General features: G+C 54.7%; 17 protein-coding genes and 1 pseudogene. 13 read left to right on the forward strand and 5 right to left on the reverse strand.

Translation table 11 applies throughout. The annotated features are described in order from the left end of the window. Positions 1-55 precede the first annotated feature (55 nt). Complete coding sequence (locus tag ETAA8_RS31685) at positions 56-2338, forward strand: APC family permease (protein ID WP_145098610.1); 2283 nt, start codon at positions 56-58, stop codon at positions 2336-2338. Positions 2339-2465: 127 nt separating this feature from the next. Next, positions 2466-5534 (forward strand): C-type lectin domain-containing protein, encoded by a 3069-nt coding sequence (locus ETAA8_RS31690; protein WP_145098613.1) that lies wholly within the window; start codon positions 2466-2468, stop codon positions 5532-5534. A gap of 49 nt (positions 5535-5583) precedes the next feature. On the opposite strand, the gene ETAA8_RS31695 is transcribed toward ETAA8_RS31690, so the two are convergent. Beyond that, positions 5584-5994, reverse strand: a complete 411-nt coding sequence (locus tag ETAA8_RS31695) for a hypothetical protein (protein ID WP_145098616.1) — start codon at positions 5992-5994, stop codon at positions 5584-5586. Positions 5995-6141: 147 nt separating this feature from the next. On the opposite strand from ETAA8_RS31695, the gene ETAA8_RS31700 reads away from it, so the two are divergent. The 6 genes from ETAA8_RS31700 to ETAA8_RS31725 all read left to right on the forward strand — a co-directional run bounded on the left by ETAA8_RS31700 (position 6142) and on the right by ETAA8_RS31725 (position 10969). After that, the gene (locus ETAA8_RS31700; protein ID WP_145098619.1) at positions 6142-6741 is read left to right on the forward strand and encodes a peroxiredoxin; all 600 of its coding nucleotides are present in this window, start codon (positions 6142-6144) and stop codon (positions 6739-6741) included. 263 nt (positions 6742-7004) lie between these two features. Next, positions 7005-7319, forward strand: a complete 315-nt coding sequence (locus tag ETAA8_RS31705; RefSeq protein WP_145098622.1) for a hypothetical protein — start codon at positions 7005-7007, stop codon at positions 7317-7319. Between the two features lie 88 nt (positions 7320-7407). Further along, a complete protein-coding gene (locus tag ETAA8_RS31710; RefSeq protein ID WP_145098625.1) occupies positions 7408-7650 on the forward strand; it encodes a hypothetical protein in 243 nt (80 codons plus the stop codon). 18 nt (positions 7651-7668) lie between these two features. After that, positions 7669-8334 (forward strand): hypothetical protein, encoded by a 666-nt coding sequence (locus ETAA8_RS31715; protein WP_145098628.1) that lies wholly within the window; start codon positions 7669-7671, stop codon positions 8332-8334. A gap of 248 nt (positions 8335-8582) precedes the next feature. Beyond that, complete coding sequence (locus tag ETAA8_RS31720) at positions 8583-9785, forward strand: recombinase family protein (RefSeq protein ID WP_145098631.1); 1203 nt, start codon at positions 8583-8585, stop codon at positions 9783-9785. A gap of 284 nt (positions 9786-10069) precedes the next feature. After that, complete coding sequence (locus ETAA8_RS31725; protein WP_145098634.1) at positions 10070-10969, forward strand: STM4504/CBY_0614 family protein; 900 nt, start codon at positions 10070-10072, stop codon at positions 10967-10969. Here ETAA8_RS31725 and ETAA8_RS31730 read toward each other — a convergent pair whose 3' ends face one another. The 4 genes and pseudogenes from ETAA8_RS31730 to ETAA8_RS36020 all read right to left on the reverse strand — a co-directional run. Beyond that, complete coding sequence (locus tag ETAA8_RS31730; RefSeq protein ID WP_202921391.1) at positions 10970-11926, reverse strand: nucleotide-binding protein; 957 nt, start codon at positions 11924-11926, stop codon at positions 10970-10972. Between the two features lie 75 nt (positions 11927-12001). Continuing rightward, positions 12002-12244, reverse strand: a complete 243-nt coding sequence (locus ETAA8_RS31735; RefSeq protein ID WP_145098640.1) for a hypothetical protein — start codon at positions 12242-12244, stop codon at positions 12002-12004. A 551-nt stretch (positions 12245-12795) separates the two neighbouring features. Then, the gene (locus ETAA8_RS31740) at positions 12796-13287 is read right to left on the reverse strand and encodes a transposase (RefSeq protein ID WP_261343586.1); all 492 of its coding nucleotides are present in this window, start codon (positions 13285-13287) and stop codon (positions 12796-12798) included. Between the two features lie 56 nt (positions 13288-13343). Then, positions 13344-13625 (reverse strand): annotated as a pseudogene (locus tag ETAA8_RS36020) (transposase); the annotation flags it as partial. A 1316-nt stretch (positions 13626-14941) separates the two neighbouring features. On the opposite strand from ETAA8_RS36020, the gene ETAA8_RS31750 reads away from it, so the two are divergent. The 5 genes from ETAA8_RS31750 (at position 14942) to alaS (ending at position 20934) form a co-directional block, all read left to right on the forward strand. Further along, the gene (locus ETAA8_RS31750; protein WP_145098643.1) at positions 14942-15154 is read left to right on the forward strand and encodes a hypothetical protein; all 213 of its coding nucleotides are present in this window, start codon (positions 14942-14944) and stop codon (positions 15152-15154) included. Positions 15155-15468: 314 nt separating this feature from the next. Beyond that, positions 15469-15966, forward strand: coding sequence for a GNAT family N-acetyltransferase (locus ETAA8_RS31755; RefSeq protein WP_202921392.1), 498 nt, complete (start codon positions 15469-15471; stop codon positions 15964-15966). Then, positions 15959-16204 carry a hypothetical protein gene (locus tag ETAA8_RS31760; RefSeq protein ID WP_145098649.1) on the forward strand — a complete coding sequence of 82 codons (246 nt, stop codon included), beginning with the start codon at positions 15959-15961 and terminating at the stop codon, positions 16202-16204. The genes ETAA8_RS31755 and ETAA8_RS31760 overlap by 8 nt, the downstream gene beginning before the upstream one ends. A gap of 466 nt (positions 16205-16670) precedes the next feature. Then, entirely contained in the window at positions 16671-17873 is a 1203-nt protein-coding gene (locus ETAA8_RS31765) for a recombinase family protein (RefSeq protein ID WP_145098631.1), read from the forward strand. Positions 17874-18123: 250 nt separating this feature from the next. Then, the gene (alaS, locus tag ETAA8_RS31770; RefSeq protein WP_145098652.1) at positions 18124-20934 is read left to right on the forward strand and encodes an alanine--tRNA ligase; all 2811 of its coding nucleotides are present in this window, start codon (positions 18124-18126) and stop codon (positions 20932-20934) included. Positions 20935-21699: the final 765 nt, after the last annotated feature.

A 21699-nucleotide genomic window follows, 5' to 3' on the forward strand; every position in this document is an offset into this window, starting at 1 on the left:
GGCACCCAGCGATCCGCAGCGAGTTCCTACCGCCCTAAACTGGCATCCGCCAACCATGACAACCGACCCCGATCCGAATAAACCTGCTTCGCAACTAGAACTTGCCAACCTAGGCGCGGCGGCCAATCTCAATCCCGACGAGCCGGTGCAGGAAGTCGACGCCGACAAGGCCATCGAACCGCTCGATGAGCCGGGCATGACTCAAGCGGTCAAAACGCTGCTCGTCGGCAAGCCGCTCGACCTGGCCGACCACTCCATCCATCAGCACATTTCGCTGATCGCGTTCTTGGCCTGGGTGGGTCTCGGTGCCGACGGATTATCGTCCTCGTGTTATGGTCCCAGCGAAGCTTTCGAGCACTTGCGGGGGCACACCTATCTGGCTCTGTTCCTAGCGCTGGCGACGGTCTTTACGGTCGTGATTATCTCGGCCTGCTATAGCTACATCATCGAGGCGTTTCCTAGCGGCGGTGGCGGTTACCTCGTCGCCAGTAAGATGCTGGGGAAAGAGATCGGCGCACTGAGCGGTTGTGCGCTGGTGGTCGACTATATCTTGACTGTAACCGTGTCGATTGCTGCGGCTGGTGACGCCCTGTTTGGTCTCTTCGGCCCGTCGATCTTATCCCTCGTGCGTACGCTGCATCTGCCGTTTCAAGACGAGACCAGCGTCAAGCTGGGGCTGGAGATTGCCGCGATTCTATTTCTGATTGTCCTCAACCTCCGGGGTGTGAAAGAGTCGGTGACGATCCTCGCGCCGATCTTTGTGATCTTCTTAATCACGCACGCGATTCTGATTGTGGGTGTGCTCGGTTCGCACGTGGGCGATATCGGCGGCCTGGCGACCGATGTTTCCAGCCACATCCGCAGCGACGTGAGCAATCCCGCGATTGGCTGGTGGTTCCTGCTGAGCATGTTATTGAAGGCTTATTCGCTGGGTGCGGGTACCTATACGGGTATCGAGGCTGTTTCGAACAGCATGGCGGTGATGCGCGAACCGCGGGTTGCAACTGCCCAGCGGACGATGATCTACATGGGCGCATCACTGGCCATTACAGCAGGCGGCCTGATGCTCGCTTATCTGCTGTTTGAACTCGATTTGAAGAAGTACTACGGCACCGTGGGGAGCCACAACGCCGCGGTCAGCACTGCTGACTCCATCGAAGTTGGCCAGCCCGCACACAAGCAACTCGATAGCCTGGAAGCACTCAAGCACGACCGCAAGCAAACGATGAACGACTTGCTGGTGCAGTGGTATGTCAGCGGGACAGACAAGGTCATCAAGCAAGAGGACATCGGCTGGTTCGCGCGCACGTTTCGGTACATCACCATTCTGTCGGAAGCGGTGCTGCTGCTGGTGGCTGCGCAGGCGGGCTTCATTGGCGGGCCGAAGTGCCTGGCAAACATGGCCTACGATAGTTGGGTACCGCATTGGTTCGGCAGCTTGTCCGAACGATTGTCGTCGCACTACGGCATTGTGCTCATCGGCCTCAGTTCGATGGCCGCGCTCTGGGTGACCGGCGGCAACATTTCGAAACTGGTCATCATGTATTCGATCAACGTGTTCGTCACCTTCACGCTCTCGATGATCGGCATGTGCCTCTACTACTATCCCATGCGAGGCAAGCTGCCGAACTGGAACATGAGGATGACGCTCTTCACCTTCGGCGCGATTCTGTGCGGCAGCATTCTGGTCGTGACCGTGTCGTTCAAATTCCGCGAAGGTGGTTACATTACCGTTGTGGTTACTGGCGCACTGACGATCGTCGCTCTGCTCATTCGCCGCTACTACGTCGGCGTGACAGCCCGGCTCCGCGGGCTGGATGAATCGCTCGGCACCATCGAAGTGCAAGGCAAGCCGAACAAGACGCCGCCGAACCCGGAACATCCCACCGCGGTCATCCTGGTGGGTGGCTACAGCGGGCTGGGTGTCCACACGCTGCTGAACGCGCTCCGTTTTGTGCCGAATCACTTTAAGAACGTGATTTTCATCTCTGTGGGGGTGGTCGACTCCGGTAACTTCAAGGGGATTGAAGCGATGGAAGACTTGCGCAAACACACGGAAGATTCGCTGGAAAAATATGTCGACCTCGCGCGGCGACTCGGCCTGCCGTCGCGGGCCTACATGTCGATTGGCACCGACGTGGTCGACGAACTGGAACAACTGTGCCGCGTGGTTCACCGCGACTTTCCCGGCGCGGTCGTCTTTGCCGGGCAACTCGTTTTCCAGCGCGAAACCTGGTACGGCAAGCTCCTCCACAACCAAACGGCCTACTCACTCCAGCGCCGCTTGCAGTGGGACGGCGTGCCAATGGTGATTCTGCCAACCCGGGTTCGCGGGTAAGAATGGCGTATTTAAGCCCTAGGCGCAGGGGGGTAACCAGGTGATAGAATTGCCGGTTGCCTGAGTGCCGACCAATCGCAATTTCCCACCTTTCAGGTCAACTCGGGCTACTCACGGGAGTGCCCCCATGCCAACCGGTAAACTCGACGCGAGTGCGGGCGGTCAGAATCGATTGTCGACTGCCGAGCAGTTACGGCGCGAGGCGTTGCACGAATTCCTGGGAATCGCCGCGGACGAGGAGGTGACCAGTGCGCGCCTGCTCGGTTTGCGCGAAGACGAGCGGAACGTGACCGTCATTGAACGGGCCGCGGATCGTCAACTGCAGTACGTGCGGGGCTGCGCGACCAATCGCAAGTATGGCCCGATCCTCCAGCAACTGCTGAACGAAATTTCGGCTGCGAAGGATTCGCTCAGCAATGCTCCGCCGGTCTTGGAAAAGCATGTTACGGAGAAGCCGGTCCCCGCGCCAGTCACTGCTGCCCCAGCGCAATTACAAGTCGCCAAGCCGCTTCCGCAGGCACATCCCAAACCGCTCCCCCAGGCGGCGATTCTAACTCCGGAAGTTGTCACGCAGCCGATCGTCATTCAGCGGCATGCTGGTCAGCACGCTGCGCACGACACCAAACAACCAACGTTCCTCCAACAACGCTGGAAGGAACTGGCAGCGGGCGGAATAGTTCTCGGTAGCGGCTTGCTGGCTCTACTGATCGCTCTGTGGATCTCGAATTCAGGTAAACCAGCGACGACTGCCGAGAGAGCGCACACGGGGTCAGAGGCGACCGCTCCCCAGCCAACAGGCAAAAAGGATCGGAGCAAGCCGACCACGCAGATTCCCGCTTCGACTGGTCCCGATTTTCAGTTCAAGCCAATTCAAGAAGATACCAATCCGGCCCCGGCCAATACGTCGCCGCCAATGACGGAAGTTTCGTCGATCAATCAACCTGTGCGGTCCTTTCTGCCGCCGGGCGTTGTGCCGGCCGACCAGCCTCCGGTTGACCAGCCCACCACAGGTAATTCGCTCGTGCCTCAGGGTCCCGGCCCATTGCCAGCTGCGAACGTTCCGACTCTGAGCAAAGAACAAGTCGATGCCAAGCGAACCACGCTGCTCGAGCGAATCGGTCTGGAGAAGACCGCCAAGCCCACGGTGAAGCAGTATGAGCAGATTCGCGAATTCGCTAACGATCCAACGGTCAAGACCGACCCGGTCGCGCATAAGGCGACAATCATCGTGCTGTTTACCGCTGCCACGCAGTTGGACGATGGCGAGAAAATGCTGGATGCCCTGGGGCACATCCGCGGCCAGGCAGCTTTGTTCAACAAGCAAGAGTCGCTCGTCTGCGCGAAGATGACGATGCAAACCCTGGCCAAGTCGGGCAAGCATAACGGCGCTCTGAATCTGCTGCAGGAAATTGAGGCTGCCGACGAAATGCCCAGGGAGGAGGTTCCCGGCTTGCAAGCCAGCATTCTGCGCGCTGCGGTGACGGTCAAAGAAGTACGCACGAACGAAGTCGAACGGGGCCAGGTTGCCCGCAAAATGCTGGACGTAGCCCGCGCTATGGCCAAGGTCGATCCGGCGGCGGCCAGAATTCTCATCACCGATGCTTTGAAGGCTTTCGGCACGGTACAGGATCCTGTCCTGCGCAAGGCGTTTGTCGACCAATCGAAAGAGACTCGGGCCGACGTCGATGCCGCGCAGCGATTTCACGACGCGACTGCCGCCCTCAAAAGCGACCCAAGCAACGAATCGGCTCAGAACATCGTCGCCGAATATGAGTTCGCCAGCGGCGATGTTCGCAAGGGACTTACCTTGCTCGCCGCCCTTCCCGCCAGCTATCCGCTTTCGAGCCTAGCAAAAGAAACCAACGAGGTTCTCGCTCCGGCCGCAGCGAGCAATGGGAACCGTTGTCTTGAGTGCGCAGAAGACTGGTTGAAGATCGCCACGAGCGGCACCAGCGCTCGCAAACTAGCAGCCCAACGAGTTGCTGCCACGTTGTTGCAGCAGGCGGTTGACTCTAAGGAAATTGACGTCATCTCACTGGCGAGTGCCAAGAAGTTGCTGGCCGACTTGGGACCAATCGATTCGCTCCGCAGCCCTCAAATAGCAGAAGCTCCCCAACCGTTACAGCCAAGAACGATCGATGCGTTAGAGGGCCTGGACTTGGCCAAACATGTCGTCGATGGTGAGTGGTCACGAACCGACAAGGGTGATCTGGTCGTTAAGACGATAGAGTCTTCACATCTTGTGCTGCCCGGCTGGCAGGCACCTGCCGGGAGCGACTTCGAGATTCAACTCGATTTTGAAGTGGAGCGATTGCAGGGAAGAGAAGGAATCCACATTATCGTGCCGGTGGGACCGAGAACTTCAGTCACCCTCGGCGGTTGGCCCGATACGGGTTATTACTCTGGCATCGGCAATTTGGACGGCCAAAAACCAAACAACAACAGCTCGTCAGTGAAGGGAAACGTGCTCCCAGCGGGGAAGCATCACGTCACTGCGCAGGTTGCCCAACGAGGCGCGACAGCATCGATCGTCATCTTCGTCGACAGCAAGGAATGGATCCGCTGGAGTGGCGACTTACAGCGATTAACATCGTCATCGTCAAAGGGCCTGGCATTGGAACCCGGGCGTTTTTATCTGGGCTCTTACAAGAGCGAGTTTGCTTTCCGCTCGATCGTTTTTCATGCCAACGCATCGAGCGCTGGCCCTTCATCCGCCAGCCAATTACCGGTCGGGTCTTCGCCTCCGCTTGCAGTCCAGGAGGATCTAACGCAGGAGCCAACTCGTCCCAACTATGTTCCCAAAGAAGCTGTCTGGAACGCCGAGTTTGGCAGTTGGTACCAGATGCTGGACAAATCGATGAATTTTAACGAGGCGATCAAGGTCGCCGCAGCGCAGTCTGCGACTCCGGTAATTGTCGACTCGCTCGAAGAGAACAACTTCGTCTATCGCTTGTTGCCGAAGCAGCAAGATATCTGGCTGGGGCTAGTCAAGGGAGCCGACGGCAAACTGTATCGGCTTGATGGCCAGTTGGCTGCGTTCGAGAATTGGAATCCGGGAGAAGGAACTTTCAAGGGAGAGAAGCACGTCTTTATGATGTGGGGCGGCAAGCATGCCGATTCGTACCCGGACAATAAGCAAGCGCGGGTTTGTCTCGAATGGAAATATCAGCCCAGGACCGCTCCGCGCAAAAACTAAGACGCAAGTGTTGCTTCACGCCCCTACGCCGCGGTGGCGGAAAAGCATGTCAGCCCGTCTTCTCGTACGCTTCGCGTTCGAAGGGATTGTCCCAATAAGGGTGCTTGCCGCGGAGCCACAGCCAAAGGGACGAGAGCAGATAGGCCGGGATGAAGAAGAGCCCCCAGCGTTCGTACTGCTGCACGTGAATGAACTCGTGAGCGCGCGTGCGGTCGAGATCCGACTGTCCGCACGCGATGACGGTGTGCCCCAGCGTCATCGCTGCTGCGCCGCCGATGACCGGTGCCCGGTTAAGGAGCCAGGCGAGGAATCGCCCTTCGAATTCGAGGACTCGCCCCCGCAAGCGGCACGATCCGCCACTCGCCAGGCTGAGCAAGCCGAGCGACACTCCCACCAACGACCAGGGAGCTGCCCAGACAATGGCCAGGGCAATCAGAATTCGCCAACCGAGTTGCTTCATGGTTGAATTGAGGATCGTCAGGTGGGCGGTGGCCCCTTGCCATTGCCGTCATCCAAGGGGTAACGTGGTTGGTTCGACAGCTGTGCAAAACGGCTTGTCGAACATCTGATTTACTCCCACCTTACCCAATATACAGAGGATGACTTTATGGGCGTTCTGGTTCAACAAGCGGCTCCCGACTTCAAGGCTCAGGCCGCAATGCCCGACGGCTCGTTCAAGACCGTCGGCCTGTCCGATTACCAAGGCAAGTACGTATTGCTGTTCTTCTGGCCACTCGATTTTACCTTCGTCTGCCCCACCGAGATCATCGCCTTCTCGGATCGGAACGAAGATTTCGAAAAGTTGAACGTGCAAATCCTCGGCGTCTCGGTCGATAGCCACTTCACCCACCTGGCGTGGAAGAACACAGCCCGCACCGATGGCGGCCTCGGCCAGATCAACTATCCGCTCGTCGCCGACCTGAACAAAGAAATCTCGCGGGCCTACGACGTGCTGATCCCCAGCGGCATCGCCCTGCGTGGCTTGTTCCTGATCGACAAGGAAGGGAAGGTCCGTCACCAGGTCGTCAACGACCTGCCCCTCGGCCGCAGCGTCGACGAAGCCCTCCGCATGGTGCAAGCCCTGCAGTACTTCGAAAAGAATGGCGAAGTCTGCCCCGCCAACTGGAAGGAAGGGGCTCGCACCATCAAGCCCACCGTCGGCGACAGCAAGAAGTTCTTCGCCGCCGAATACACCAGCAAGGGATAATGCCCCGTAGCGCGTTTTCGTAGCGTGGGCTTTAGCCCACGATTTGATTGCCAGCAAAACAACGCTCAAAGGGGCGCGTGAATCACGTGCCCCTTGTTCGTTGGTGCGCAAATCTGATAGAGGACTAGTTTAAGTAACTAGTAAAGGTGACTCACCACTTGTGGGACTTCGATGAGTTTTACGAGACGGTGCTTCAGTACTGCTAGTCGGACTAGGGCCGGTCGCTCTGGCAGTTTTTCTTCCTGCGGTGGTAGAATTGGAGCATGGAGAAGTACTCCCTCAATAAGTCGCTTCGCGTTTACTGGCTAAATCTTTTGGCAATTCTTCTCGCACCAGCGGCAACGGTGGCCGCGCTGGTTTTCTTCAAGCCCCTTTTTCCGATCGTGTTCTTCTCGCTCGGGATTTTCGCCACTGTAGTGCCCTATCACATGGGGAAAGCACCGGTTTCCTACCTAATAGCTTGCCAACTTTTGTTCGTCCTCGGCGCCTTTTTCGTGCCTCTTGTTTTTTGCATGCTTTGGGCTGCGGGTGTCCCGGAAGAAATGCTCAACAAGTGGTGGACTGAGACCTGGAGCTAGACCGTGAGGAGACGACTCCCTCAAGTTAGCCCACTACCGTTAATCTGAGGCGTTTGTTTGCTCTCACGTTTCTCGATATCATAGAAGTGTGAGTACCTCGCTCTTCGAGCAGATTATCGAACCTTTTGCTGAATGCCTGACACCCGAGGCAGCGCAAAAAATAGTGGCGATTCGCGCGGATGCGGCGACGCAGGCTCGCATTGATGAACTGGCCGATAAAGCAAATCATGGCCTGCTGACAGAAGCGGAAAAGGCCGACTACGACCGCTACTTGGCGACGTCTCATTTTGTCAGCCTGCTACAGGCACGCGCACGAAAGATTGTAACCTAGCTCTATGAGCCATCTGCCATGCTCAAACGCTTGCTTGCATACCTATTCTCTCCACCAGATGACCCGGGGATTGTGCGGGCGACGCCGGCAGAGATTGCCAATGATCGGATCTTGCGAGGCGACATTCCCAAACTAACGACGCAGGAACTGACTCGAGTTTGCGAGGAGTATTGGGCGCAGTTTCCCGACCCGACGATTGAAGTAGACACTGCTGCGAAACCTCCTCTCCCCGTTTCGTCCGGCAGGTATTGGTCAGCAGTTGCAGAACTGCGTGGCCGCGGCCCCGAGATTATCAATTGGGTTTGCAGCTCGCTGAGTCACAGCAACTACGATGCTCGGGAACTCGCGGCGACCTTTATCGGCGACTTCGCCGAACGGAACGAATTGGGACCTGCCCGGCAAGAGGCAGAAGATGCCTTAGTGGCCTGCGCGATTCGAGTGCCGCAGTACGATGGCAAAGAAGCTCAGGCGAACGACGTCGCCCTTCGGGCGTTAAAATCCGTCGGGGGCAAGGCGATTTTTGGGGTGATTCGCTACATCTTAACCGCCGACGAATGGAAAGAAGATGATCTGCGCTGGTCGGCGGTCGAGGTACTTGGAGACTTGACCAGCCAACCGTTCCTGGAGGAACCGGAGCCTGAACTCGCAGCCCAACAGTGGCTGGCAGCTCATCCCGAAGGCTGATTTTTTCGCAGCGCGCTTTCGTATCAGGTTCCCAGGGCGTTGTCCTGGGCTGCCTAGTTCTGCGATGACATTTCCGCAGGAATGAGCAGGGAAGGTTAGGGTTGGACTTGACCACGCGGGCAAAATCTCAGGTTGAATCACGTCGATTCGACTGACTGGCTCTCTTGCCGGTCAAAAAAGACGGGGCCGCAACTGTTAGAGCAGCGGCGACCCCTGACACTCCAAGTCCTGAATTAGAGGAACTTGAAATGCTGGGTTCATTGTCTGTCGGTACGTCCGTTGGGTCTATCTGTGGTGGTGAAAAAGAAAGTTGGATTGAGGGCCGTCTTCTTAAAATGGCCGATGTTTGCCGCCTGACAAACTGTCATCCGAACACCATCCGTAGAAATAGTGAAGGTGAAAACCCCAAGTTGGTTTGTCTTAGGCTTCCTTCAGGAGCCAGAAGATTCACAATAGAATCTGTAAGGAGGTTCTTAGGAGAAACTAAAGAGACTGTCATTACGGACGAAGTACAGCAGGGGAAATCATCAGGGACGATTCCAGTTGCTGCAATAATTAGGGTCTCTTCTGCAAAACAAAATACCGCTAGAGGCGACTCAGACAAATCGAGTCTTGAGCATCAGGAGGAACGAGTTGCCACGTTCATTAAAGTGAAGTGGGGCAACCGGGCAGACGTGACGTGGTACAAGAGCGTTGGTGGCGGAATGGACTTCAATCGGCCTGCTCTAGTTCGCCTCATTGGCGACATCATTGCCGGGAAGTTCAGGGGTGGGTTCTTAGTCGCTCAGGACTTCACCAGAATCTGTAGGTTCGGGGTGAAGCTAATCGAACACTTGGCGAAAATCGGTGGCTGCAACCTCGTCTACACGATGGACGAGAGCGATGCTGAGGCGAAGGGCTTTGCGGAGGGCCTGCAATCTGAACTTCTCAGCATAATTACCCACTTTACGGCTCGCGAATCGGGCCGCAAGGCGAAGGCCATCTTAACTGTACGGGTATCGCCCGACGTAGTTCAGGAGATATGGCGGATGGGGCAAGCTGGCTACTCTCATCGGTTCATCGCCAAGGCACTTGCAGACGCAGGAAAGGGACGAGGGGAATGCGGGAGAGAGATAACCAAGCGCATCGTGGAGCGAATTCTAAAAGAGCACGGCGACGGATTGCGGGTGCTCGAATCGACTACGAACACTAACTCCCTTGCTGTTCAGAACTCGTTCCTAGAGTTCTTCCAAGCGAAGGTTCGGTTGACCGGCATCGACAACTGCCGCTGTCGTCGGACGGCACTTCTGGCCCACTATCGCGAGTGGTGCAAGGCTCAGGGAAAAACCCCGATGGGCGAAGTGAGCATCAGCCGCACGATGAAAAAACACTATCCCCAACTGTCCAGCAAATTAACCGACGACTCCTGCGTTCAGTACGTCGGCATGACCTTCGTCACATCGCAAACCTAGTGGGAGAAATGGTTAACTTCCACAAGGCTACCTCGCTCACCCCCCCAGGTCGATTGAAGCTGCGACGAATCGCAAACCTTGACCGACTTGGTACTTAAGGAGACACGCTGTAGCAGCAAACCTTGCCTGATGACCGCGTTCGACCCCTGTCAGTGAAAAATCACTAACGCTCTGCTGAGCTATTCAGCGGAGCGTATTTTGCTTTCTTGACTCCTGGGGAAACTATGGTTTAATCAGTGAACAAAAGTCGAGTTCTCAACAACCAGTCACCCATAGGCACCGCCATGCCATTCGATGTGTTCTCAAAACGAGGAAAGCCACTTCCGGATGTCTTTGTCTACGATGAGTTGCCCCTCAAGCTCCGGCAACAACTGGCGTACCTCTACGACGACACTCTAGGGAAATTGTCGTGCAATCATGGAATGGACCGCCCAATTGGTTTTTTCGACCAAATTCGTCATGTGGTGGTTCGCGAAAATGGCGTGCCGCATCTGCCACCAGCAGAATGTAATGACCCATTTGTCGAAATCAGGTACTGCCTTTTACAAGGAGGCGACGTTCCGCTGGTTCTTGATTTAGTTGAGAAGATTTTTCAAACAGTTTTACTACTTTCGCCGGGCGAGCATACACCATGCGATTTTGAGCTTGAGAACGCTGGACTAGAAGCACAAGAAGCTGTCAAAGAACTAAACCATCGTTTTCGTGAAAACGGAGTCGGCTATCAGTTTGATGTAAATTCGAAGACGCTCGTTCGCGTCGATAGCTTATTAGTTTACGCCACGGTCATTCAGCCCGTGTTGCTGCTCCTTTCTCAGGCTGAATACAAAGTGCCGAATGATGAATTTCTTTCTGCATTAGATGACTACAAAAAGGCAAAGTACTCCGAAGCAATCACAAAAGCCGGGTCCGCTTACGAAAGCGTGATGAAGGTCATTCTGGCCAAGAAGCAGTGGCCGCATGACCCGACAAGGCCCGCAAGTCATCTGGTGAAAGCCATCGTAGACAATGCCCCGCTCGACGGCGGATACAATCAAGTGCTGATGTCGGTGGCTAACGTCCGCAACCTTGCTAGTTCAGCCCACGGTGGCGGAACGACTGCCAGAGTAGCAGAGGAACATCACTGCCAACTCACGCTGAATCTTGCAGCTTCTGCGATGCTCTATCTGGTTGAGGAATTTGGCTAATTAAGCATGCATGTCAATTAACGCCAGGCGATGCTTGTCAAAAATAGCCCGAACATCTGAGGGGATTATTTCCATTCCGGTTTCGAAATGCGAAAAGTGCCTGATAAGCTTAATAAGTCCGTATCCTAGCTCCTCGCTTCTATATAGCACTGTGTAACTATCCTTTAGAAGGATATCGAAGCAGAACTCGGACATCTCGCTTTCGCTCAAATTGGTCCCGTCCTCGTTTGTTACCATTGCTTTTATATCAGGCGTAAAACTAGTCCGCGATTCCTCGTCAATTAAGGGAAGTTCGTACGCTCTAAACTGTGTCGGCAGCATCGGCTCATTCTCCTTTGAGGGCTTGAATGGAAAATGGTTCTTGGTTCCTCGCTTGAGCCGAATTCTATGGGGCGGTAGAGCATTAGAACTGCGATTCTCTATCACCATCATTATTGACACTTTGTTACCGCCGATAACAAACGGCGAGATAATAAAATTGAGGTCGGAGTGGCCGCTTTTGCAACCCAATCGTTTGACTTCCCGCTCAATGTCGGTACAGGCTGGTCCAAGTGCCGTTAGCCAATTGCCTTTTTGCGGCTTAGTGAACTTCGCAGGAGTGATTCCGGCAAGGTCGCTTGGCATTTTTGCATCAGCGTCGCGGTCAATGACCAAATACACTCGTTCTCGGCCCAGCTTTCCCATGAACAAGCCAAGTTCCAGAATGACGTTATCGCGTGGGGCTTTCTTCTCCTGCCCACGGCTGATGGTCAAATCGTCCGGTGTGAGGCAAAGTACTGCAAAGTCGAAAGAATCGAGATTATTAACCAGCGTCTCCAGCGTTCCGCCACTCAGGCCGAACAGACCCTGATGCCAGATATGCGACTCGCAGCAATACTGCAAGTTAGATTGAATCGCTTTGGCTGCGTCCAATCCTTCAACTGATGAACCGATGAAAACGTACGGGATTGTCGTCATAGAGCCAATGCTCGAAATTAGCAGGAGTGAGGCATTGTCCCTCATTCTAGCGGACGTGATAGCAGCGTGGCAAAGCTACGATGCTTTCAGGCTCGCCAAAATCGCCAGAACGCTATCCTTGCCCCCGTTAGCATCGATTAGCTGGCCGATGGGATTGGGTTCATAGTTTTTCACTGCCTCAATCGCAGAATCCACGCTACCGCCGTACTGGTTGATAACCATTTTGGCTAAAGCGAGTGCCTTTGATTCCTCGCTGACCTCGTTTGGGCTGGCCTTGGCTGCGGGAATAATCTGCGGTGCTGCTTGCTTCTTAGCCATCGAACTAGACCTCACTTCAGGGGTGGCGTAAAACCGTTTAGGGTAGTTTGCTTGGGGCTGAAGTCAATGGTTAACCTTCCCTGCTATCCAGTGCAACCGACTGGCATTGGCCAAGAGTAAAGCAAGGGAGAATCGTTCATCAGATTTCACACAGAACAAACCTTGCTCAGAAGTGGCGAGCTAATCCCACTGCGGTTAGATTGTTAATTGAACTGGGCGGGTTACTTTACAGAATAAGAAGTTGTGTGGTGCTATGGTTGGAGACGTGTTCATCCATGACGCCTACTTCGCAATTGGCTGGTCTGAGGTGTGCTCGTCTATAGCTGTTCTAATGGTTGCCGTTCTGCTTTATCTAGCATTCAGGCCGAGAAGTAAGAATTGAGTGGGCCAGGGGCTAATCTATAGAATAAGCACCTTGGAAAGAAATCTGGTCAAGCTCTTGAAGAAGTGGCTTTTGCTGCCAGAATATCAATAGAGGCACTCGAAGCAGAATGGATTTTAACGAATCCGGCAATTCTGTTTTTACCTCTTAGCTGAGACTAGAAGCGGTTTCAAAACCGTCTGAGGACTATCATCATACAGGCCAGCTTGGCGAAGCTATGGAAGAGGAACGAGTAGTACTCGTAGCGTGTGACCAGTCGGCGAAAGGAATGAAGCCAACTGATGGTGCGTTCGATGATCCAGCGGCGGCGATAGCGACGCAGTGCGCGGCCGTCTTGAGTTGGTGGCCGCACTCGGCCACGGCGATGGGGGCAGATCAATTCCACGCCGCGATCTGCCAGGTGTTCGCGCAAAGGATCGCTGTCGGCTGCGCGATCATAAATCAGGCGATCAGGAACGTAGTCGGTGACGGCTTCTTCGAGCAGCGGCTCGATCAGGCCGACTTCCGCAGGACTGGCACTGTTGACGTCGACTCCCAGTGGCAAGCCGTTGCCATCGACCAGCAACATGAGCTTGGTTCCCTTGCCGCGTTTGGTGGGGCCGACAAGATCGCCCCCTTTTTTGCCGAGGCAAACGTGCCATCGGCAAAGCCTTCTTCCCACTCAATGTCGCCGCGTTGATCGAGCGCGAGCACCAGTCGTCGCCAGGCCGCTTCCCAGATTCCGTCGACCGACCAGGCGGCAAAGCGTCGCCAGCACGTCGCGTATGACGGGAAGCAAGACGGCAGATCTTTCCAGCGTGAGCCGCTCTTCAAGACCCACAAAATGCCTTCGAGGCAATGCCGAGCAGCGGCCCGCGGTCGACCACCACGTGGGTCCGGATCCGGCTCGACAAAAAAATCGGCAATCAACGCCCATTGCTCATCATTCAGCTGCGGACGATACCCCAACTCCGTCGGTTCCATCCTGGATCCCGCCAATTCGCGAGACCTTGAGCACATTGACGAACTCCTTTCGTGAATCTTACGATCACCAACACACAACGGTTCAGCTAGCGAGACGCGGTTTTGCAACCGGCTCTAGGTAAAATGTAGTTAGCAAGCGATAGGACTGGTATGTCCTGTTTGTCTTGGCTTATTCTGGTGAATGAACGATGAAATATAGAACTGGCAGAAAGTGGTTACGCGTTACCGTGCCTCCACTTAAATAAAGGTTTAACACGGGCGAGAAGATTCCGCTTGGGATGGTCTCGCGAAAGTAAGCTTAGTCTATAGATTAACCGCTCAAGCCTGATTCCCGGCAATAGTCGGGGATGAGCTTAGAGAGTGCTGGCCACTGGCCGGTGCTCGACAAGGGGCAATCTCACAAATTGTAATGTTTACCTCACGCCGCAAAACCTGCACTGACTCAGATTGTCAACAGGTACTTGGAGCCGAGCAATCGGAAAAGGCGAACGGGAGTAAACAGGCTATTCAGTCCAACACAGCTGAGTAGGCAAGTAACTAGATAAAGCAAACCATCACCTTCCTTCGAGTATCCTTACTCCAAGGGAAGAATCGTGATTTAGATAGATAGCCCGTTATTTACCAGAATAACGAAACCACGCTAAACCCCTGAGATATCCTCGCAGGGGTTTTGTCGTATCTATAGTTGGATGGTCGTGTTTTCATTTCTACATAATTAGAGCAGGGAAACACCTCATTCGCTTTCATTCACTAGCTCTCTACTATCCACACAAAAAGACAATCACTCCACAGGAACAGACAGAGAGAGTGCTGCCTTAATCGTAGAAGTATGATTCTGGGGCACGAAACAACTGGCATTCTTCCCTGCTATTCCGGCAATGGAACGTCGAAATAGAGCCTCCCCGAAGCACAGGGGAATTAAAGAATGCAGTTAGCCAGTCAGATAGGCCACTGGTTAAAATCGCCAATTTGGCATTTCCAATCAATTGATTTGCAATTAAATCGCATTTCAATTCGACCAGTACACCTCGTTAAGCTGAACCGTCATTCGACTTACGGTTGCAAAAGCACTAGAAAACTTCCAACGCTCTCGAAGTCTCGCTTATTGCGTGGTGAACTGGCTAAAGTAGTTTGCTGTAGCGGGCACGTTATCGCCAGGCAGGATAATTTTGTGAAATATTTCGGCTATCCGCTCACTACCTTGCCGAATTCTTTCTGTTTGGTGTATTACTTAATGGCAAGAGAAATTGACATCTTGTATCACTCCCTAGTCCTGTATTCGCCTGTTCTGTATCTGTCAGCTATTGCGGGCGAATATGGGCAAGGGTGCTTTCAAAACAAGAGGAACATAAATGGATAAGAGAAAACTGCCTGTAAGGGCAACGGCAAGAGAGGTTAGGCGCTTTCGTTTGGCGATAATGAAGCAGTTCTTTAATCCTTCGGCTGGTTACGATTTGCGATTCTTTCAAAATGTATGGGGCCTTTCTGACCGCATGGTTAGATACGACTGGCATCAGGCTAAGCAAGAAATGACTGAGGTTAAAGTGAATGAGAATAACGGCTAAAGAGCTTTCAAGCTCGATTACATTGGCGAAGCAAGGCGAAGACGTTTTATTAACGGGGCGTTCAGAAGCTCACAAGTGAATCAGAGCCTTGGATTTGCGAGATAGAGGGAGAAGCGAGGACGAGATTTTAAGCACACTATTTGCTTTGCCTTCAGATTTAGAAATAGCTCTCCTGAGAAAAAGAGAAATAGCCAATCAGCCGCCTGCGGCTTTTAGCGTAGCAAACGCTTCACCGGCTCAAGTGTTGGAACTTAAGAGGCTTTCCGCGAAGAGATGGCTCAGAAAGGTATTTGGTGAAAATGGAGATAAAGCACATGGCAGATAATCTATTGGATAAGCTTTCAGAACATTTCAAAGAGAGAAGCGTGGTTATCCATAGAGAAAGTCACGTAGGGACACCGTGGGAAAGCTTGGCTTTATTGCTAGATGAAATTCCAGGTGGTGACGGTGCCTATACTTCGCTATTGTCGGTCAAGCGAATATCTAGTGTCGCTGATAGCTTGCTGATTAGCATGCTGGCCGTTAACGAGAGCCATAGAAAGCGTGGATTGGGCAAACAGCTCCTTCGCGAGGTCTGCGATTGGGCGGATAAAGAACGGGTTATTCTGTGTGCGGTTGCTCAGCTGTGCTCGCTCGACTTTAACTTCACGCCACTAGCCTATAAGAAGCTGACAAGGAATCAGACAATCGGCGAGCCATTGGCAAATTTTCACAAAAATTGGGTTTGGAATTCGCATCTCGTCTCAAGATATGGGTTCACTCGCGTTGGGAATGATGGCGAGATAGTTAGGGAGCCAAAACCACATGGATAAGGCACTATTTTTTCAATCGCTAGAATCGGTCATCGAGCAAACTGGCGAAACGTCATTTGCGGCCCACATGCAGGACAAGACAAGCAGCCGAAAGGCTGCACAGATTAGCCAAGCACTAAAAGAGTGTGACGAATGGAGCTGTCATCTTAAGAAAGTGGCGGGTGGCATCGTCGAACCGTTCAACGGCGAAGTTGACAAAGAATTCACTGATTTCTTACTCGCCAACAAAGACAAATAAGAGCTGACGATTCCTCCGATACTGTTCGTCAGTTCTGGCCGGGGCCGGTGCCTTACTTCACCTGCTCCGGTTTTTTTGTTTACTCGATTGGCTCACTATGGTGGATTAGCAGCGACCCGGTGAGTGGTGCCGCTGCTGATTTTTCTCGCTGACCCACTAAGCATGACCCCGCGGTTCTGAGGGGGGTGGGACCCCCCCGGTTTGGCAATGAATAAACCCGCCAAGCACTTCGCATTTATGGGGTTTTCTCAGCCTTTGAAATCCAACCTGCCTAGTTCTGCGATGACATTTCCGCAGGAATGAGCAGGGAAGGTTAGGGTTGGACTTGACCACGCGGGCAAAATCTCAGGTTGAATCACGTCGATTCGACTGACTGGCTCTCTTGCCGGTCAAAAAAGACAGGGCCGCAACTGTTAGAGCAGCGGCGACCCCTGACACTCCAAGTCCTGAATTAGAGGAACTTGAAATGCTGGGTTCATTGTCTGTCGGTACGTCCGTTGGGTCTATCTGTGGTGGTGAAAAAGAAAGTTGGATTGAGGGCCGTCTTCTTAAAATGGCCGATGTTTGCCGCCTGACAAACTGTCATCCGAACACCATCCGTAGAAATAGTGAAGGTGAAAACCCCAAGTTGGTTTGTCTTAGGCTTCCTTCAGGAGCCAGAAGATTCACAATAGAATCTGTAAGGAGGTTCTTAGGAGAAACTAAAGAGACTGTCATTACGGACGAAGTACAGCAGGGGAAATCATCAGGGACGATTCCAGTTGCTGCAATAATTAGGGTCTCTTCTGCAAAACAAAATACCGCTAGAGGCGACTCAGACAAATCGAGTCTTGAGCATCAGGAGGAACGAGTTGCCACGTTCATTAAAGTGAAGTGGGGCAACCGGGCAGACGTGACGTGGTACAAGAGCGTTGGTGGCGGAATGGACTTCAATCGGCCTGCTCTAGTTCGCCTCATTGGCGACATCATTGCCGGGAAGTTCAGGGGTGGGTTCTTAGTCGCTCAGGACTTCACCAGAATCTGTAGGTTCGGGGTGAAGCTAATCGAACACTTGGCGAAAATCGGTGGCTGCAACCTCGTCTACACGATGGACGAGAGCGATGCTGAGGCGAAGGGCTTTGCGGAGGGCCTGCAATCTGAACTTCTCAGCATAATTACCCACTTTACGGCTCGCGAATCGGGCCGCAAGGCGAAGGCCATCTTAACTGTACGGGTATCGCCCGACGTAGTTCAGGAGATATGGCGGATGGGGCAAGCTGGCTACTCTCATCGGTTCATCGCCAAGGCACTTGCAGACGCAGGAAAGGGACGAGGGGAATGCGGGAGAGAGATAACCAAGCGCATCGTGGAGCGAATTCTAAAAGAGCACGGCGACGGATTGCGGGTGCTCGAATCGACTACGAACACTAACTCCCTTGCTGTTCAGAACTCGTTCCTAGAGTTCTTCCAAGCGAAGGTTCGGTTGACCGGCATCGACAACTGCCGCTGTCGTCGGACGGCACTTCTGGCCCACTATCGCGAGTGGTGCAAGGCTCAGGGAAAAACCCCGATGGGCGAAGTGAGCATCAGCCGCACGATGAAAAAACACTATCCCCAACTGTCCAGCAAATTAACCGACGACTCCTGCGTTCAGTACGTCGGCATGACCTTCGTCACATCGCAAACCTAGTGGGAGAAATGGTTAACTTCCACAAGGCTGGCATGTCGCCGCACCTTCGGTGCTGAGAGCGGGTTACCTCAAAGGCTGCGGCATTCGCCCCGCAGCTTCATCTGGTCCAAATTGTCGTAATCCGCTACGATGAGCGGTTTTAGGGCATGTTGCGCACTGAGCCAGGGCGGGCTTCGCTTGGCACTGGGCGTTCGATCGTTCCTAAATTAATCGTTCCCACAGCAAGCAACGACGACCAACGGATCTGGCCATGAAGACTGACGAACTGCGCGAAAAGTATCTGGAGTTCTTCGAGAGCAAGGGGCACACCCGCCAGGCCAGCGATGTGCTGGTGCCACGCTGGGATCCTTCGGTGCTATTCACGCCGGCCGGCATGAATCCGTTCAAAGATCACTTTCTGGGCCGCGTGAAGCTCGAATTCACCCGCGCCACCACCTGCCAGAAGTGCCTCCGCACCGGCGATATCGATAACGTCGGCCGCACCGCCTATCACCATACGTTCTTCGAGATGCTGGGCAACTTCAGCTTCGGCGACTACTTCAAGAAGGAAGCGATTCACTGGGCCTGGGAGTTTCTCACCGATAAGAAATGGCTCGGCATCGAAAAAGACCGGCTGACGGTCACTGTCTACCTCGACGATGACGAAGCGGCCGGCATTTGGCACAACGAAATCGGCCTCCCCGTCAATCGCATCGAGCGGATGGGCGAAGACGACAACTTCTGGCCCGCGAGCGCTCCGAGCAAAGGCCCCGACGGTGTCTGCGGGCCGTGCAGCGAAATCTATTATCACGCGCCGGGTGCGACGAAGAGCGTCGAGATCTGGAACCTGGTGTTTACGCAGTTTAACCGTGTCGGCAATCCGCCGAACAACCTCCGGCCGTTGCCGAGCAAGAACATCGACACGGGCATGGGGCTCGAGCGGATCGCCAGCGTGCTGCAAGGGGTCGATACGAACTATCACATCGATATCCTACGCCCACTCGTCGAAGCAGCTGGCGAAGTGTGTGGCTTTAAGTACGACCCGAAGGAAGATCGCGGTCGCCGCTTGCGCCGGATTGCCGACCATGTGCGCGCGTGTACGTTCGCCATTCACGAAAACGTCCTCCCGGGCCCCAACAAGCAAAACTACGTCATTCGCCGCTTGATGCGCCGCGCGATTCTCGACGGCCATCAACTGGGCCTGCGCGAACCGTTCATGTACAAGCTGGTCGGCAAGGTCGCCGAACTGATGAAGGCTTCGTATCCCGAGATTTCGGATACGACCAGCCGCGTCGAGAAGGCCATGCAAGGTGAAGAGAGTGCGTTCCTCGGCACGCTCGATGCCGGCCTCGCGCGGATCGACAAGACCTTCAGCGACATGAAGAGCCACGGCCGCGTGACGGTCCCTGGTCAAGAAGCGTTCGACCTGTATCAGACGTACGGCATTCCGCCCGAGCTTGTCGAAAACATGGCAGCCGAGTTGAACTTTACGTTCGACTGGCCCGGCTTCAAAGACTCGATGGAATTGCACGGCGAAAAGTCGGGCAAGATCGCCCAAGACACGGGTATGGATGTCAACAATCCCATCGGTGCCTTGAAGAAGTCCCTCAAGAGTACCGAGTTCCTCGCCTACGACGGCATTGAAGCGACTGCCGAGATTAAGGGAATCGTGGCCCAGGATCACCTGTGCGATGAGTTGACCGAAGTGGGCCACAAGAGCCCGGTGACGGTGGTGCTCGATCGGAGCCCGTTCTACGGCGAGTCGGGTGGCCAGGTTGGCGACAAAGGTGAACTGACCGGCGCGGGCTTCACGTTCCAAGTGATCGATACGCAGAAAGACGGCGATCTGCTGCTGCATATTGGTCACCTGACGCAGGGCAAAATGACAGCTGGCGCGAAGGTGACCGCGAAGGTCGATACGGCTCGCCGGCAAGGAATTCGCCGCGCTCACTCGGCGACGCACATCATGCACTACGCCCTGCAGAAGTCGCTGGGCAAAGACGCGCACCAGATGGGTTCGAAGGTCGAAGAGGATTGGTTGCGATTCGACTTCGGCAATCCGGAACCCGTGAGCGCCGAGAAGTTGCAGGCCATCGAGCGCGACGTTGCCGAGCAAGTGGCGGCAGCACAAACGATCACCGCCAAGTTTGTTCCGCTCAGCGAAGCCCGCACAGCTGGCGCCATGATGCTGTTCGGCGAGAAATATCCCGACCCAGCGCGGATGGTGACGATGGGCGAGTTCAGCCGCGAATTGTGCGGCGGTACGCACCTCGATAATACGCAAGACGTTGGTTCGTTCGAGATTCTGGCCGAAGAAGGGGTCGCTGCTGGCGTGCGCCGCATCACCGCCCTGACTGGTGAAAAAGCCAAGGCCCACGAAGCACAAACCGATAGTTCGTTGCAAGCCATCGCGCACGCGCTCGGAACGGGAATCGGCGAAGTGAATCACGCGGTGCGACACCTGGTCCAGCAAGTGCGCGACCTCCGCAAGCAACTCACCACTGGTGCGAAACCAGCGACCGGCACCGAGCCTATCAGCCTGGCGAAGATTCCTTCGCCCACGACTGCCGAAAAGAAATCGCTGTTGCGCGACACGGCCCGCTTGCTGAATGTCGCCCTGTTTGATGCCCCCGCTCGCGTGCAAGCGTTGCTCGCAGAATCGACGGAACTCAAACAGCAGATTGCCTCGCGCAACGAAGCTGGCTCGATCTCGGCCGAAACATTGCTGGCGGGATCTGAACAGGTTGGCGGTGCGACCGTCGTCGTGGCCGAAGCGCCCGGTGCGAACTCGAACTTGATGCGGCAACTGATCGACCAGATTCGCCAGAAGATCAGCCCGAGCGCGATCTTCCTCGCCACTGCCGAAGGGGAAGGGAAAGTCGTGCTCGTCGCCGGAGTTTCGAAAGATCTGGTGACCAAGGGGGTCAGCGCCGGCAACTGGGTGCGCGATGTCGCTCCTGTCGTTGGTGGCGGTGGCGGCGGCAAGCCCGACCTGGCCCAGGCCGGCGGCAAGCAGCCCGAGAAGCTGGCCGAGGCGCTGGTGAAGGCGCGCGAGGTCGCCAAGCTGATGCTGAAGGCGTAGGGCCGGGCAACAGAAAGCCGTGTTACCGTTCACGCCAGTACCCGGTAGGTTCTGGCCGCTGGCCGGAACCTGAAGCGGCGAGACACCGAATTTGTAGTTTGCCGGTCGGATGCCGACCAGGATCACATCCGGCGGATGTGACCTACATGCTGGCGTGAACGGTCACAAAACCGTCCGCGCGGTGACCAGACTAGTCCGGGGAGGAGTGTCTAATTTCGGCGGCACGCTCTCTGAAAATTTGGTAGTAAGTATGTGTAAATTTGGACCGATGTCGCGACATATTGCGCATTAATCCGCAACACATTCTTCTGTTCTTGCGGAACATATTATTCCCTAGTTGGCAGCGGCGGCGTTTACCCGCGGGCTGCCCAAGACTGGGAATTCGCGCGAAATTCGTTCAAATCGGGAGTAAAATTCCGGAAATCGATTTTGGAAATTTCGGGGGCTTTTTCAGGGCTCCTCGCGCTGTAAGTGCCGTCTGGATCGTTCCTTGCGGCCGCTGGAGAAACTGATGAAAAACGCGAATTCCGGAAATTTCCGGGTGGCATTTGGAGGGTGAGAGCGCGTCGTTGGGACGGAGAGTCGCAAATGAGTAAGGGAGGTTTGTTTGCCGGTGGCGATTGCAAGGGAAAGCGGGTTCTCAGCGCACCCCTCTCCCCGGAGTACCGAGGAGAGGGAGTAAGAATTTGAATCTCAAGTTCCTAGTTCCCAGCTCCTAGCTCCCAGCTCCCATCCGCTAACTCACGCGCCGTTGCCTTGACACTC

Source organism: Anatilimnocola aggregata, from assembly GCF_007747655.1.
Classification (GTDB): domain Bacteria; phylum Planctomycetota; class Planctomycetia; order Pirellulales; family Pirellulaceae; genus Anatilimnocola; species Anatilimnocola aggregata.

What these genes read in the sequence shown, in the direction of transcription:
- ETAA8_RS31765 (WP_145098631.1), top strand. Translation starts at nt 16,671, where the DNA reads ATGCTGGGTTCATTGTCTGTCGGTACGTCCGTTGGGTCTATCTGTGGT.
- ETAA8_RS31750 (WP_145098643.1), top strand. Translation starts at nt 14,942, where the DNA reads ATGGATAAGAGAAAACTGCCTGTAAGGGCAACGGCAAGAGAGGTTAGG.
- ETAA8_RS31690 (WP_145098613.1), top strand. Translation starts at nt 2,466, where the DNA reads ATGCCAACCGGTAAACTCGACGCGAGTGCGGGCGGTCAGAATCGATTG.
- ETAA8_RS31715 (WP_145098628.1), top strand. Translation starts at nt 7,669, where the DNA reads ATGCTCAAACGCTTGCTTGCATACCTATTCTCTCCACCAGATGACCCG.
- ETAA8_RS31755 (WP_202921392.1), top strand. Translation starts at nt 15,469, where the DNA reads ATGGCAGATAATCTATTGGATAAGCTTTCAGAACATTTCAAAGAGAGA.
- ETAA8_RS31735 (WP_145098640.1), bottom strand. Translation starts at nt 12,244, where the DNA reads ATGGCTAAGAAGCAAGCAGCACCGCAGATTATTCCCGCAGCCAAGGCC.
- ETAA8_RS31760 (WP_145098649.1), top strand. Translation starts at nt 15,959, where the DNA reads ATGGATAAGGCACTATTTTTTCAATCGCTAGAATCGGTCATCGAGCAA.
- ETAA8_RS31725 (WP_145098634.1), top strand. Translation starts at nt 10,070, where the DNA reads ATGCCATTCGATGTGTTCTCAAAACGAGGAAAGCCACTTCCGGATGTC.
- ETAA8_RS31695 (WP_145098616.1), bottom strand. Translation starts at nt 5,994, where the DNA reads ATGAAGCAACTCGGTTGGCGAATTCTGATTGCCCTGGCCATTGTCTGG.
- ETAA8_RS31685 (WP_145098610.1), top strand. Translation starts at nt 56, where the DNA reads ATGACAACCGACCCCGATCCGAATAAACCTGCTTCGCAACTAGAACTT.
- alaS (WP_145098652.1), top strand. Translation starts at nt 18,124, where the DNA reads ATGAAGACTGACGAACTGCGCGAAAAGTATCTGGAGTTCTTCGAGAGC.
- ETAA8_RS31700 (WP_145098619.1), top strand. Translation starts at nt 6,142, where the DNA reads ATGGGCGTTCTGGTTCAACAAGCGGCTCCCGACTTCAAGGCTCAGGCC.
- ETAA8_RS31720 (WP_145098631.1), top strand. Translation starts at nt 8,583, where the DNA reads ATGCTGGGTTCATTGTCTGTCGGTACGTCCGTTGGGTCTATCTGTGGT.
- ETAA8_RS31730 (WP_202921391.1), bottom strand. Translation starts at nt 11,926, where the DNA reads ATGACGACAATCCCGTACGTTTTCATCGGTTCATCAGTTGAAGGATTG.
- ETAA8_RS31705 (WP_145098622.1), top strand. Translation starts at nt 7,005, where the DNA reads ATGGAGAAGTACTCCCTCAATAAGTCGCTTCGCGTTTACTGGCTAAAT.